Origin of the sequence: Maribacter cobaltidurans (assembly GCF_002269385.1) — a bacterium.
Classification (GTDB): domain Bacteria; phylum Bacteroidota; class Bacteroidia; order Flavobacteriales; family Flavobacteriaceae; genus Maribacter; species Maribacter cobaltidurans.
Genome location: NZ_CP022957.1, coordinates 4612757 through 4626710, shown reverse-complemented (window position 1 = coordinate 4626710; position 13954 = coordinate 4612757). Strand labels below are relative to the sequence as shown.

The 13954-nt window shown below is 40.7% G+C and carries 13 protein-coding genes; 10 read left to right on the top strand and 3 right to left on the bottom strand.

The genetic code is table 11. The features are described from left to right. Positions 1-161: 161 nt before the first annotated feature. On the top strand, positions 162-1337 hold the full coding sequence (locus CJ263_RS20770; RefSeq protein ID WP_094999022.1) for a trypsin-like peptidase domain-containing protein: 1176 nt from the start codon (positions 162-164) through the stop codon (positions 1335-1337). A gap of 134 nt (positions 1338-1471) precedes the next feature. Here CJ263_RS20770 and CJ263_RS20765 read toward each other — a convergent pair whose 3' ends face one another. The 3 genes from CJ263_RS20765 to CJ263_RS20755 form a co-directional block, all read right to left on the bottom strand. Next, positions 1472-2590, bottom strand: coding sequence for a pyridoxal phosphate-dependent aminotransferase (locus CJ263_RS20765; RefSeq protein WP_094999021.1), 1119 nt, complete (start codon positions 2588-2590; stop codon positions 1472-1474). A 79-nt stretch (positions 2591-2669) separates the two neighbouring features. Then, a complete protein-coding gene (locus CJ263_RS20760; RefSeq protein ID WP_094999020.1) occupies positions 2670-3233 on the bottom strand; it encodes a hypothetical protein in 564 nt (187 codons plus the stop codon). Between the two features lie 10 nt (positions 3234-3243). After that, the gene (locus CJ263_RS20755) at positions 3244-3690 is read right to left on the bottom strand and encodes a hypothetical protein (RefSeq protein WP_094999019.1); all 447 of its coding nucleotides are present in this window, start codon (positions 3688-3690) and stop codon (positions 3244-3246) included. Positions 3691-3909: 219 nt separating this feature from the next. Between CJ263_RS20755 and CJ263_RS20750 the strand changes: the two genes are divergently transcribed. From CJ263_RS20750 to ilvC, 9 genes are all read left to right on the top strand, one after another. Then, positions 3910-5103 (top strand): Nramp family divalent metal transporter, encoded by a 1194-nt coding sequence (locus CJ263_RS20750; RefSeq protein WP_094999018.1) that lies wholly within the window; start codon positions 3910-3912, stop codon positions 5101-5103. Then, positions 5104-5847: a 5-oxoprolinase subunit PxpA gene (gene pxpA, locus CJ263_RS20745; protein WP_094999017.1), complete on the top strand. Its 744-nt coding sequence runs from the start codon at positions 5104-5106 to the stop codon at positions 5845-5847. Further along, positions 5844-6581, top strand: a complete 738-nt coding sequence (gene pxpB / locus CJ263_RS20740; RefSeq protein ID WP_094999016.1) for a 5-oxoprolinase subunit PxpB — start codon at positions 5844-5846, stop codon at positions 6579-6581. Before pxpA ends, pxpB begins: the two co-directional genes overlap by 4 nt. Further along, on the top strand, positions 6574-7431 hold the full coding sequence (locus CJ263_RS20735; protein ID WP_094999015.1) for a 5-oxoprolinase subunit C family protein: 858 nt from the start codon (positions 6574-6576) through the stop codon (positions 7429-7431). The genes pxpB and CJ263_RS20735 overlap by 8 nt, the downstream gene beginning before the upstream one ends. Before the next feature lie 352 nt (positions 7432-7783). After that, positions 7784-9466: a dihydroxy-acid dehydratase gene (gene ilvD / locus CJ263_RS20730; RefSeq protein ID WP_094999014.1), complete on the top strand. Its 1683-nt coding sequence runs from the start codon at positions 7784-7786 to the stop codon at positions 9464-9466. A gap of 27 nt (positions 9467-9493) precedes the next feature. Next, positions 9494-11227 carry a biosynthetic-type acetolactate synthase large subunit gene (gene ilvB, locus CJ263_RS20725; protein ID WP_094999013.1) on the top strand — a complete coding sequence of 578 codons (1734 nt, stop codon included), beginning with the start codon at positions 9494-9496 and terminating at the stop codon, positions 11225-11227. Positions 11228-11230: 3 nt separating this feature from the next. Next, complete coding sequence (locus tag CJ263_RS20720; protein WP_094999012.1) at positions 11231-11812, top strand: O-methyltransferase; 582 nt, start codon at positions 11231-11233, stop codon at positions 11810-11812. Between the two features lie 40 nt (positions 11813-11852). Continuing rightward, positions 11853-12380 carry an acetolactate synthase small subunit gene (gene ilvN, locus CJ263_RS20715; protein ID WP_094999011.1) on the top strand — a complete coding sequence of 176 codons (528 nt, stop codon included), beginning with the start codon at positions 11853-11855 and terminating at the stop codon, positions 12378-12380. A 64-nt stretch (positions 12381-12444) separates the two neighbouring features. Next, positions 12445-13920 carry a ketol-acid reductoisomerase gene (gene ilvC / locus CJ263_RS20710; protein ID WP_094999010.1) on the top strand — a complete coding sequence of 492 codons (1476 nt, stop codon included), beginning with the start codon at positions 12445-12447 and terminating at the stop codon, positions 13918-13920. The last annotated feature ends 34 nt before the right edge of the window (positions 13921-13954 follow it).

Sequence of the window (13954 nt, the reverse complement as noted above, 5' to 3'; positions counted from 1 at the left end):
TGCCGAGCCAAGATGCAAATGAAAAGTACGGAAAACATTTCTGCTCTATCGCGAAAGACTTGCGGCATGGTTTTTTATAACTCTGTTAATAAGGTTTTGATTTTTAAGTATCAGAATTTCAAGTAATTGTTAATTTAACTCGTTGTAAAATCTGGTAAATCATGAATAAATTTAAAGTCTATATTTTGTTCTTGTTAATGCTAATAGGTTCTAATGTAAATTCTCAAGTAGGAGATTTAGAATTACGAAATTACTTTAATGCAATGGTCTTTTTAAAGGACTCAGCCACAATAAAACAAAATATAAACGGTATTGAGCATGAAGTGTATTTAAAGAATCCGAATACGAAAAAACTGATACCAATGAAAAGTGTAGGGGTTGGGAGCGGATTTTTTATATCAAAAGGTTTGGACGATTACTTAGTAACTGCTCAACACGTAGGGGTAAATATTTCAAAGCGAGGTACTATTGCTTATCGTAATGCATCTGGAAAAAAGATTGAGGTTAAATTAGAGGACATAACTTATGAAAATGAAAATTGGGTTTATCATCAAGAAGCCGATGTAGCCGTTTTACATTTGAACCTTAAAGAAAAAGATGAGGAATTTATAAAGGGTTTGGAAATTAGATTTATCGATTACTGGTATCTTATGAGAGATCAAGTAGCACCGGATAGATTTACTGATTTGCATGTAGTTGGATATCCTTTGGGTTTAGGGGTGACAGAGCTAAATATCTCCCCAATAACCAAGAAAGTTAGGGTATCTAGTGATATACTGGTTTTACCAAGAGCCGACAGGGGCAATTTAAGCCACTTTTTTCTTTTGGATGACCCTAGTACATCTGGATTTAGTGGTGGGCCAATAGTTTACTTAGGTGATCCAATTATAAGTAAGGATAAAAAAACCTATTTACCCTCTCCCATGCGAATCATGGGGCTTGTACATGGCACGATTTCAGACCCAAAAGACAAAGCAGGTAGATTTTCAGCTATTGTGCCCTCTTATTTAATTGCGGAAACAATTGATTTAGCTCCTTCTTTTGAGGGGACTTATACTTATAAATACCCTAATGGGAAATTATGGAGTAGGAGGATTTACAAAAATGGGATTCCTTGGACAGTAATTGATAATTACGACCCAGAGGGAAAACCACAGGAAAAGGGTACTTTAAAAGATGGGACAGGGACTTTAAATACTTATGATGCCAAAGGTAAACTTATCTATGTTGAAAGATTTGAAAAGGGTATCAGATTAAGCCTTTCCCCAGTTATGACAACAGAGGAATTAGAGAAATTTGGAGGATTTGCACCCGCAAAACCTGATGAGAATGATTGAGACTTATATTTCCCTCCGCCGGCGCACCCACTAGCACTCATTTATAACGAGTGCCCACACGAGAAAGCACTATCAAACGATGGTAAGACCCCGCCCCAAGATTTTTGTAAGTTTAAACTTAGTAACATAGAAACCTACCCCATCACCCTCTTAAGCCCTTTATCAAAAGCCTTCATATCCTCCATGGTGCCGGTACTGATACGGGCCCATTCATAAAAGGGTGGGAAGGGCCTGCCGATCAAGACATTTTCTTTTTCCATGGCGGCCATCATGTCCCTTATCGGTCTTCCGGTTTTAAAGAAGACAAAATTGGTGTGTGATTTTATATAGGGCAATTCCAAACCGTCCAATGTTTTGTAAATGGCTTGCTTGGCCTCCATGTTTTTCGCCACGCTAAATTTGTAGAATTCATCGTCTTTCAAGGCTTCTTTGGCCGCTTCAATGGCCAACACATTGGTCATGGCCATCACACTTTTTTGTAATCGCTTTGCAATATCCGGGCGAGCAACCAAGTAGCCTATCCGCATACCCGCAAGTCCGTACACTTTGGAAAAGGTCTTGGAAACGATGACGTTCTTTCCTTCTTTCACCAGTTCCACCATGGAAGGGTAATCCGGTTCCGTAATGAAATCATAATAGGCCTCATCGCTAAAGACCATGGCCTTTTCACTGGTGCGTTCACAAAAGGATTTCAGGTCGTTTTTATCCAAAAGCGTCCCGGTAGGATTGTTGGGATTACAGATAAAAATGAGTCGGGTTTTGCCGTTGACCCGGTTTTCCATTCCCTTTAAATCGTGCTGCATGTTCTCGTCCACCGGAACTCGGTGTACATAGGCGCCAAAGTTCTCGGCGTAGGTCATCATGGACTGGAAGGTAGGATCTGCAGCGATAAGTTCCCCTCCATTTAATCCATACGTAAGACCAACGGCTTTGAGTCCTTCGGTAGAACCACCTGTTACCACGATATGGTCCGTAGAAACACCTTCGGTCTCCGCAATTTTTTCCAGCAAGGGCCTGAACACTATGGAAGGATACCTACAGGCATTATCAAAAGCAGCGGTTATGGCCGCCCTTACTTTTAGGGAAGGGCCAAAGGGGTTTTCGTTGCTGTTGAGTTTGGCAACGTTTAGCCAAACATTATTTTTGTTGGGACTTGGTTTGGACAGAGCCAATGCACTGGCGCCACCCAAAAAAGTAAAACCACCGGTGAGGGCAGCGGTCTTTAACCAGTTTCTTCGGTCTATATGATTCATACCTTTTATTATTTCTTTAAAAGGTACAAAAAGATGGCTTACAGGGTAATATCTAAAAGAAATTGTTTAAGGCAAAAACTCAAAGTTGAAATTCTTCGTTGTTGTTATCCTTTTTTTCCTTCTTTTCGGCATTAAAGATATCCTTTAGAATATAGGCGGTAACAATTGTGAGTCCGGTCGTAAGGGTGGGTATTGCATATTCCCACTTTAAAAGCTGCATTAGGCCACCGGCAATAATGGTCAGCACGCCAATGACCATAGCGAAATTCCATGCGATTTCCAATACGGTATTGTGCGATTTTCGGTCCTGGTCCATAAAATAGGCCGTACCCTCCATGGCAAACCACAATATAAAGGATAGGGCCGTCCCAATTTGGAAAATTACGGTATATGGAAAATCCAGAATTCGGAGCAGTCCGTTCGTAGTCCAAAAAAGAACAAGCAGCATTTTAATGTAATCTACCGGCTTTTTTGGGTCTTTTCTTGAAAAGCGGATTGCGTATAGGATTGCAATGGCCAAAAAGGAGACCAGTATTATTCCCCCGGCGTAGGGCCAGTGTACAATACGCGCAAGCACTCCAATGATTAAACAGGCCAAGGCCACTCTAAGAGGTGTTTTTAAGGTTTTATTGGATTTGCTCATAACGAATTTATTAGTTGATTACTTTTATGTTTGCCTTGAGGCCTTCCATAATTCCTATAATGTTCTTAATGGTTTCATTTAGATAGTATCTAATTAGGATATGCGGAATACGAATAGTGGTAAACCCGTTCTTAAAGGAGTGCATGGCCTCCTCCAAGTTGTTGATGGCCTGTTCTTCGGTCAATTTTTCATATCCACAGTCAATTTCAATGTTTAATTTTACCCTTGAGATGGCGATATCGACGGATTTCTTACCATCCCACCATTCCAACATTCCTTGTACTCCGGCCTCTTTTAGGCCGTAGTATAGTTGAATGGCCTCCAGCGGCGTATCGTTCTTTTCAATCAATACCTTTATCAATTCTTGATGGTGGGAACACAATTCCACGCCCACACTCTCTATGGCACTTTTATGATCAAGATATCCAAGCTCTTTGTTACATTCTAAGCAAGTCATTAAATAGGTTAAGTTTATTTGGTTTGGGGTATTAATAACAGGGAATTTTTTGGTTTAGTATCAACACTCGATGTATGACATCCCGTTTTTAGACGAACGGCATTTTTTTAGATAAACGGCATTTTAAAATGTTAAAATTGTTGTGAACTTCTATTTTTTTATGGGCAGTATTTTAGGATAATTGCAGGTATCTTTACCTGAACATAAATTTTTTATCAAATGTTTAAAAAATTGGGCCCGGGAGTTCTCGTCGCAGCTGCCTTTATAGGTCCTGGAACGGTAACGGCCTGCATGTTGGCGGGGGTGTCGTTTGGATATTCGCTCCTTTGGGCCATGCTCCTTTCCATTCTGGCCACCATGGTATTGCAGGAAATGTCGGCCAGATTGGGAATCATTACGCAAAAAGGCTTGGCCGAAGTAATACGGCAGGAGGTATCCAACACTTATGTTAGAACTTTTGTAGTAGTCATCATACTCTCCGCCATAGTTATAGGAAATGCTGCCTATGAAGCGGGAAATATTGGTGGTGGTTCATTGGGGCTGGAAGCCATTTTCGGTGCTACATATACATCCTATTTTCCTTTTGTGATTGGCTTATTGGCCTTTGGTCTTCTTTTTATAGGAAATTATAAGTTGTTGGAAAAAGTATTTATATCCTTGGTCCTGATCATGAGTCTGTCCTTTGTGGTTACTGCCGTATTGACCCAACCAGATATAGTACAAATTGTTAAAGGTTTATTGTTGCCCAAGGTAGATGGTGAAAATTTATTGACGGTCATCGCCTTGGTAGGAACAACGGTGGTACCTTATAATTTATTCCTCCATGCCTCTCTGGTAAGCGAGAAATGGAAATCCAAGGAAGACCTTAAATTTGCCAGGCGAGATACCTTCGTTTCTATCTTTGTAGGAGGTATAGTATCCCTTTGTATTATTATCTCCGCTGCATCGATAGACTTGGAAAAGGTCAACAACGTTATGGACATGACCAAGGCATTGGAGCCCTTATATGGTGCAAGTGCCCGATACTTTATGGGGATAGGACTTTTTGCCGCCGGAGTTACTTCGGCCATAACCGCTCCATTGGCCGCCGCTTATGTAGCTTCCAATTGTTTCGGGTGGAAGAGCGGACTTACCCATTATAAGTTTAGATTGGTGTGGATGCTTATTTTGGGATTGGGAGTGTTTTTTCTTTCCTTTGATATAAAACCTATAGAAATTATCAAGTTTGCCCAAGTGGCCAATGGAATTCTTTTACCTGTAATTGCCATATTTTTACTTTGGGTGGTCAACCGGGTGAGCGTCATGGGTAAAAATGGGAATACCTTACTTCAGAATAGTATTGGAATAAGCATCGTAATCTTGTCCGTTATATTGGGAGTAAAAAGTATTCTTAAGGTTTTTGAAGTTTTTTAAATGCGACAGATTGTTATCGATATCAATTGCGATGTAGGTGAGGGGATAGAGAATGAACCCAAGCTGTTTCCTTTTATTTCTTCTTGCAATATTGCCTGTGGCGGACATACGGGTGATAAGGATACGATGCTTCAAACGATTCATTTGGCAAAAGAGAATCAGGTCAAAATAGGGGCTCATCCATCCTATCCGGACAAGAATAATTTTGGTAGGGTATCTATGAACATGGACCACGGGAAATTGTCAGATAGCATCAAAGAACAGTTGCATCAATTGCATGAAATTTGCACCGCTGAAGGCGTTACATGGCAACACATAAAACCACACGGAGCGTTATATAATGATATTGCTAAGGACGGCGAATTGGCATCAGTTTTTTTGGAATCGATAGAGGAGTATAAATCCGATGTGGTTTTGTTCGTTCCCTATGGATCTGCAATACAGAATAGGGCCAAGGAATACGGGTTTAAAACGAAGATTGAAGCTTTTGCCGATAGAAACTACAACGATGATCTAAGCCTTGTCTCTAGGTCCAATACCAATGCACTCATAAAGCGGCCCGATGAAGTGCTGCGCCATATAGTACGTATGGCTAAGGAAAAAAAGGTGTTGACCGTAAATAATGAGCTTAAGCCTATCCAGGCGGAGACCTATTGTATACATGGGGATACGCCAGAGGCTTTACAAATATTAATGTATATTACACAAGAATTACCAAAGCATCATATAGTCCTAAGCCAATGAGTCATCCCCCCATTACCCTAAAGCCTTATGGAAATCATTCAGTATTGATGGAATGGCCCAATGAAGTGAGCGAAACGATTTTGGAAAGCATCTTGGATTTTGAACATTATCTTAAAGAGTACTGCATAAAGGACCCCGAATGGGAAACTGTTTCGGCGTATAATTCACTTTTGTTGGTCAACCCAACCAAAGAGATGGATTTTCAGGATTTTGGCCCTAAAATTAAGGATTGGTATGCTAGATTAAAGGAAGCTCCCAAAAGGGAAAAGGTGTTGTGGAAGCTTCCAGTAAGCTATGATCTTTCCTTTGGTATCGATCTGGAGGAGGTTGCCAAGAGATTGGGTAAGTCGACGGATGAAATTATAGAACTCCACACCAGCAATACATATACGGTTTATGGCATTGGTTTTCTACCGGGTTTTATGTACCTAGGAGGAGTTCCAAAAGAGTTGGAAATTCCTAGAAAGGCAGTCCCAAGATTGAAGGTTGAGAAAGGATCTGTTGGTATTGCTGGTCAACAGACTGGAATATATCCCCAGGAATCTCCTGGAGGATGGAACATTATAGGAAATTGCCCTGTGTCACTTTTTGATCCCAATAAGGAAAACCCCTGTTTTGTAAGTGTTGGTGACAAAATCCAATTTGAAAAAGTTTCCCAGGGAGAACATGAATTACATAAAATAGAAGCTGAGGTGGGCATTTATAAACCAGAAAAAGTTGTATTGAATGCTTAAGGTATTAAAGTCTGGATTTTTTACCAGTGTACAGGACATGGGTAGGTTCCACCATAGAAATAAGGGCGTACCGGTTTCAGGATGCATGGACCAACTTTCAGTATTCAAGGCAAATACCCTTTTGGAAAACGATCCGAACAGTGCTGTTTTGGAAATTACCATGACCGGACCAACCTTACAATTTGAGAAAGACACCTTTATTGTACTGGCAGGTGCATTGATCACTGTAACGTTGAACAACGAACCTGTTCAGAATTATAAAGTATACAAGGTTAAAGCAGGGGATATACTCTCCTATGGTAAATTGAAAAAGGGATTTAGGTTCTACCTTGCCGTTAAAGGTGGATTTAATGCACCCGTAGTGCTGGGAAGCCAATCTTTTTATAAACCTATTACCAAAAAGGGTCGGTTTGTGGATGGGGATACGATTCCGTATAAGGAAAACAAAGACTTTTCACCTAAAATATCTGAAATCAAAGTAGATAGCCATTTGGATGAAACGGTTCTGGAGGTCCATAAGGCCCCGGAATACGATGTATTGTCAGACAGACAGCTGGAAGCCTTATTTTCACGTGAATTCACCATCTCCAAGGAAAACAATAGAATGGCCTATCAGTTGTCGGAAACCATCGAGACACACTCCCATAGCATCTTAACATCGGCTACCTTGCCTGGAACGGTGCAATTGACGCCTGCAGGAAAATTGATTATATTAATGAAGGATGGACAGACTACTGGGGGATATCCAAGGATTCTTCAGCTCTCCGATAAGTCAATTTCGGTTTTATCGCAAAAACGGGAGGGAAATACGGTTTCATTCAAATTTATACAGTCGGAGCAATTAGATTAAAATAATTTTTTCAGGCATTGAATTTTTACGTACTATTGTCCTATGAACATGAATAAGATTTTAGTCAGTGTGGTCGTCATTGTTTCCTGCCGGAAATGATATAGATTTTTCATTGACTTAAAAAACCTGTATCAGACTCCTTCGATACAGGTTTTTTTTATGCATTATAATGAAATCTTAATGTATTGAATATGATATAAAAACAAATGTTATTTAATTGTAAATCAGTTATTTAATAAAATTTTATCACCCTTGAATTTGAACCGAAAATAATTGTTAAAAAATCAAAGGGGATGAAACTTTTATCTTTGATACAGACCGACTTAAAATTTGATATTAGTAGACGATAAATATGGAATTGAATAAATACAGTAAAAGCGTAACTCAAGATCCTTCATTACCTGCCGCACAAGCCATGTTACATGCCATTGGCTTAACAGATTATGATTTAAAGAAACCATTGATTGGAATAGCAAGCACAGGTTACGAGGGCAACCCTTGTAATATGCACTTGAACGACTTGGCGGTCCACGTTAAAAAAGGTGCCGATAATGCAGGTCTGGTGGGTCTGATTTTTAATACTATCGGAGTTAGTGATGGTATTTCCAATGGAACACCGGGAATGCGCTTTTCTTTGCCCTCTAGGGATATTATTGCGGATTCCATGGAGACTGTGGTAGAAGCTATGAGCTATGACGGGCTGGTTACCGTTGTAGGATGCGATAAAAATATGCCGGGAGCTCTTATGGCGATGTTGCGATTGAATAGACCTTCCATTTTGGTTTATGGTGGTACTATAGCTTCAGGGTGTCATAATGGAAAAAAGTTGGATATCATTTCCGCTTTTGAGGCCTATGGACAGAAAGTTGCCGGAAATATAGATGAGGAGGAATACAAGGAGGTCATCCACAAAGCCTGTCCGGGTGCTGGTGCCTGTGGAGGAATGTACACGGCAAATACTATGGCTTCTGCCATTGAGGCCTTGGGAATGTCCTTACCTTTTAACTCTTCCAATCCAGCTATTAGTGATGGAAATGTAAAGGAACAGGAATCTCAAAAAGCGGGTGAGGCATTACGGTCGTTGTTGGAAAAGGATATTAAACCATTGGATATCGTAACAAAAAAATCCTTGGAAAATGCCTTTAGGTTGGTCACCGTTCTTGGCGGGTCAACGAATGCCGTTTTGCACTTTTTGGCCATTGCCAAAGCGGCTCAATTGGATTTTACTTTGCAAGATTTCAAGAGGATAAGTGATAATACACCATTATTGGCCAATTTAAAACCTAGTGGTAAGTACTCCATGGAAGATTTGCATGGTGTTGGGGGCATCCCGGGGGTATTAAAGTATATGCTGGATAATGATATGCTGCACGGTGATTGTTTAACGGTTACCGGAAAGACTTTAGCTGAAAACTTGAAGGATGTACCAAATTTGATTGAAGGTCAAGACATCGTCAGCACTTTGGATAAACCTATCAAGGAAACGGGACATATTAGAATTCTTTTCGGGAACTTGGCCACTGAAGGGGCCGTTGCCAAAATTACCGGTAAGGAAGGTTTGTCCTTTAAGGGAACGGCCAATGTATTCGATAGTGAAACGGCCGTTAATGAAGGGATTAAAAACGGAAAGGTCAAAAAAGGGGATGTCGTCATCATACGGTATGAAGGTCCAAAAGGAGCCCCCGGAATGCCAGAAATGTTGAAGCCTACCTCTTCCATTATGGGTGCAGGTCTGGGCAAGGATGTAGCCCTGATTACGGATGGTCGTTTTTCTGGTGGTTCACATGGTTTTGTGGTGGGCCATGTGTCTCCAGAGGCTCAAGTGGGTGGAAACATTGCCTTGGTCGAGAACGGCGATATTATTTCTATTGATGCGGTTAATAATACGATAGACATAGAAATTTCCGATGCCGAATTGGAAACTAGAAGATCAAAGTGGGTGGCTCCGGAATTAAAGGCTAAAAGAGGTATTTTATATAAATATGCCAAAAGTGTATCCTCCGCATCCAAAGGATGTGTTACGGATGAATTCTGATACTTGGCGTATTAATTATGGTTTGATATGGAAACATTAAAAGAGAAAAAGAAAGCGCAACAAACAAAGGAATCCATTAAAATTAGTGGTGCGGAAGCTATAATTCATTGTTTGTTGGCAGAAGGAGCCGATTTAATATATGGTTATCCGGGAGGTGCCATTATGCCAGTTTATGATGAACTCTATAAATTTCAGGATAGGTTAACACATATCTTGACAAGACACGAGCAGGGAGCGACACATGCCGCACAGGGTTATGCCAGGGTATCGGGAAGAGTGGGTGTTGCAATGGCAACTTCCGGTCCCGGAGCTACAAACTTAGTAACGGGTTTGGCGGATGCCCAGATAGACTCAACACCTTTGGTCTGTATTACGGGCCAAGTAACTAGGGAACTATTGGGTTCCGATGCTTTTCAGGAAACGGATATTATTGGTATCTCCACACCTGTGACCAAATGGAACTACCAAATCACCAAAGCTTCTGAAATTCCAGAGGTTATGGCCAAGGCTTTCTATATTGCAAAGTCCGGTCGTCCAGGTCCGGTTCTTGTGGATATCACCAAAAATGCGCAAATAGAGGAAGTGGACTTTAGCTACAAACCCTGTACCGGGGTTAGGAGTTACAAGCCGGTTCCAAAACCGGATGCCAATACCATTAAACAGGCAGCCGATTTAATTAATAATGCAAAAAAACCATTAATTGTTTGGGGTCAAGGAGTTATTCTTGGTAAAGCGGAAAATGAGTTGAAGGAATTTGTGGAGAAAGCTGGTATACCCGCAGCATGGACAATCATGGGGGCTTCTGCCTTGGATTCTGAACATCCATTGAATGTTGGTATGGTGGGCATGCATGGAAATTATGGACCCAACGTATTGACCAATGAGTGCGATGTATTGATAGCTATAGGAATGCGCTTTGATGATCGTGTTACGGGAAGACTAACGGACTATGCAAAACAGGCCAAGGTGATTCATTTTGAAATCGACCCTGCAGAGGTCAATAAGAATGTTCATGCACACGTTGCGGTATTGGGTAACTCAAAGGAAACTTTGGGTATGATCTTACCCTTGATAAATTCAAATTCCCATACGGAATGGCACAATCTTTTTATTGAAAAGTATCAGATAGAATATGATACCATTATTAAAAATGATCTTCATCCTACTAAGGAAGGCCTAACCATGGGTGAGGTAATCCATGAAATCAATTTGGCTTCGGACCAAAAAGCCGTTATCGTTACCGATGTAGGGCAGCACCAAATGATCGGATGTAGATATGCAAAATTCAAGGAGTCTAAAAGTAACATTACCTCAGGCGGATTGGGCACTATGGGTTTTGCACTTCCGGCGGCCATTGGTGCCAAAATGGGTGCTATGGATAGGGAAGTGGTTGCCATCATTGGTGATGGTGGTTACCAAATGACGATTCAGGAATTAGGGGTCATTTTTCAGCATAACGTTCCCGTGAAAATTGTAGTTCTTAACAATGATCACTTGGGAATGGTACGTCAATGGCAGGAATTGTTCTTTGACCGGCGATACGCCTCTACGGTAATGACCAACCCGGATTTTGTTAAAATTGCCGAAGGGTATCATATTGAAGCAAAACGAGTAACGGAGAGAAAGGATTTAAAGAGCACGATTCAGGAAATGATGGCTTCAAAAAATCCATATTTCCTTGAGGTCAAAGTAGAAAAAGAAGACAATGTATTCCCAATGATACCTTCTGGAGCGGCGGTGTCCGAGATTAGATTGAAATAATCCATGAACGATTACAACGTACGGGATATACCGAAGGTTTATAAGGCGATACAGGATAAATCCGATGAAATTGGGTTTACGATGCCCTCAGATGTGTATGCTGGTACCATGTTGAAAACTTTGGTCAGTTCCAAACCGGAAGCTAGGGTATTGGAATTAGGAACCGGTATCGGTTTAAGTTTATCCTGGATGATCGATGGAATGGATAAGGAATCGAAGTTGATTTCTGTGGATAATGATCCCGAGCTCATTGAGATTGCCAATTCGTTTTTTAGTGACGATGATAGGGTAACCTTGGTTTGTGAAGATGGTGCGGACTGGATTTTGAATTATGAGGGAGCCAAGTTCGATTTGATTTTTGCCGATGCTTGGCCAGGAAAATATAGCCAATTGGAAGAAACCCTGGCTTTGTTAAAAGTAGGCGGGTTTTATGTGATCGACGATATGTCGGCTCAGCCCAATTGGCCCGAAGGGCATGAAAATAATGTAGAGGCACTACTTGACCTTTTGGAAGATAGGGGGGATTTAAATTTGACTAAAATGAACTGGTCAACGGGTATCGTGCTGGCCGTAAAAACAAAATAAGGAGGGCATCAAACCGATTAAATAAATAAAATTTGAACAAATGAAAAATGAATGGTTTACAATTTCAGTGTATTCCGAGAATAATGTGGGTTTGCTCAATAGGATATCCGGAATATTCTTAAAAAGACACATTAATATAGAAAGTCTAAACGTTTCAAAATCGGAGATTGACCACGTGTCCAAATTTACGATTGTGGTAAACACCACGGAGAAATGGGTTCATAATATCGTCGGACAAATAGAAAAGCAGATAGAGGTAATAAAGGCTTTTTATCATACTGATGACGAAACCATTTATCAGGAATCCGCTCTTTTTAAGATTGCCTCCAATCTATTGTTCGATGAAAGACAGATTCAAAATATTATCAAGGAGAGTAATTCACAAATCGTCACGGTTTCAAGGGAGTTTTTTGTATTGGCAAAAAGCGGAAGGAGATATGAGATAGACGAGATGTACGATCAATTGAAGCCATTTGGAATAATGCAGTTTGTAAGGTCCGGTCGTATTTCGGTAACCAAGGATGAAATGCAAATCTCCACCTTGTTAAAAGAGTTTCAACACAATTAATACATTAGAATAATAACTAAACAATTCCCAAAGGGATAAATTACACTTAAAAACAATACACAAAATGTCAAACTACTTTAATACGCTGTCGTTAAGAGACCAATTAACACAATTGGGAAAATGTAGATTTATGGACCCAGCTGAATTTTCAGATGGTGTAACTGCTCTAAAAGGAAAGAAAATTGTAATCGTTGGTTGCGGTGCCCAAGGGTTGAACCAAGGATTGAACATGAGGGATTCCGGATTGGATATTGCGTATACTCTTAGGGATGCTGCCATTAAAGAAAAGAGACAATCCTACATCAATGCCACGGAAAATGGCTTTACCGTTGGAACATATGAAGAACTTATTCCAAGTGCGGACTTGGTCATTAATCTTACTCCGGATAAACAACATACACAGGTAGTTGGCGCAGTAATGCCACTAATGAAAAAAGGTGCCACATTATCCTATTCCCATGGTTTTAATATTGTGGAAGAAGGAACAAAAATTAGGGAAGACCTTACCGTAATTATGGTTGCGCCGAAGAGTCCAGGCTCAGAAGTGAGGGAAGAGTACAAAAGAGGATTTGGGGTGCCAACTTTGATTGCCGTTCATCCAGAGAATGATCCCGAGGGAAAAGGATTAGAGCAGGCCAAGGCCTATGCCGCTGCAACGGGTGGTCATAAAGCCGGTGTTTTGGAATCTTCCTTTGTTGCCGAGGTTAAATCGGATCTTATGGGAGAGCAGACCATTCTATGTGGATTGCTGCAAACAGGTTCCATTCTTTGTTTTGATAAAATGATCGAGAAAGGAATCGAACCGGGATATGCTTCCAAATTGATTCAGTATGGTTGGGAAACCATTACCGAGGGAATGAAATATGGTGGAATCACCAATATGATGGATCGTTTATCCAATCCTGCAAAAATAAAGGCATTTGAGCTTTCTGAGGAACTGAAGGACATCATGAGACCTTTGTTTCAGAAACATATGGATGATATCATGACTGGACATTTTTCTAAAACCATGATGGAGGATTGGGCCAACGATGATAAAAACCTATTGACTTGGAGAGCGGAAACCGGCGAAACAGCTTTTGAGAAAACACCTGCTGGGGATAATGAAATTACCGAACAGGAATATTATGACAATGGCGTATTGATGGTTGCCATGGTTCGTGCCGGTGTGGAGTTGGCCTATGAGTCCATGACGGAATCAGGTATCATTGGCGAGTCTGCCTATTATGAATCCTTACATGAAACACCGCTGATTGCCAATACCATTGCAAGAAAGAAACTGTTTGAAATGAACAGGGTTATTTCAGATACGGCAGAATATGGCTGTTATTTGTTCGATCACGCCTGTAAACCGTTGTTGGCGGATTTTATGAAGAAAATTGATGTTGATGTCATAGGTAAGCACTATGGTGAAGGTGAGGACAATGATGTGGACAATGCGAAACTGATAGCGGTCAACAAACAATTACGGGAACATCCTGTGGAAATTGTAGGCGCGCGCTTGAGGGAGTCCATGACCGCAATGAAACCTATAGTATAATTTATAGCAAAACTAAACCTTTACCAATAAGCCT

Coding starts and splice junctions, on each gene's coding strand:
- CJ263_RS20755 (WP_094999019.1), bottom strand. CDS start 3,690: ATGACTTGCTTAGAATGTAACAAAGAGCTTGGATATCTTGATCATAAA.
- ilvN (WP_094999011.1), top strand. CDS start 11,853: ATGAAAAATGAATGGTTTACAATTTCAGTGTATTCCGAGAATAATGTG.
- CJ263_RS20735 (WP_094999015.1), top strand. CDS start 6,574: ATGCTTAAGGTATTAAAGTCTGGATTTTTTACCAGTGTACAGGACATG.
- pxpA (WP_094999017.1), top strand. CDS start 5,104: ATGCGACAGATTGTTATCGATATCAATTGCGATGTAGGTGAGGGGATA.
- ilvB (WP_094999013.1), top strand. CDS start 9,494: ATGGAAACATTAAAAGAGAAAAAGAAAGCGCAACAAACAAAGGAATCC.
- CJ263_RS20770 (WP_094999022.1), top strand. CDS start 162: ATGAATAAATTTAAAGTCTATATTTTGTTCTTGTTAATGCTAATAGGT.
- pxpB (WP_094999016.1), top strand. CDS start 5,844: ATGAGTCATCCCCCCATTACCCTAAAGCCTTATGGAAATCATTCAGTA.
- ilvC (WP_094999010.1), top strand. CDS start 12,445: ATGTCAAACTACTTTAATACGCTGTCGTTAAGAGACCAATTAACACAA.
- CJ263_RS20765 (WP_094999021.1), bottom strand. CDS start 2,590: ATGAATCATATAGACCGAAGAAACTGGTTAAAGACCGCTGCCCTCACC.
- CJ263_RS20760 (WP_094999020.1), bottom strand. CDS start 3,233: ATGAGCAAATCCAATAAAACCTTAAAAACACCTCTTAGAGTGGCCTTG.
- CJ263_RS20750 (WP_094999018.1), top strand. CDS start 3,910: ATGTTTAAAAAATTGGGCCCGGGAGTTCTCGTCGCAGCTGCCTTTATA.
- CJ263_RS20720 (WP_094999012.1), top strand. CDS start 11,231: ATGAACGATTACAACGTACGGGATATACCGAAGGTTTATAAGGCGATA.
- ilvD (WP_094999014.1), top strand. CDS start 7,784: ATGGAATTGAATAAATACAGTAAAAGCGTAACTCAAGATCCTTCATTA.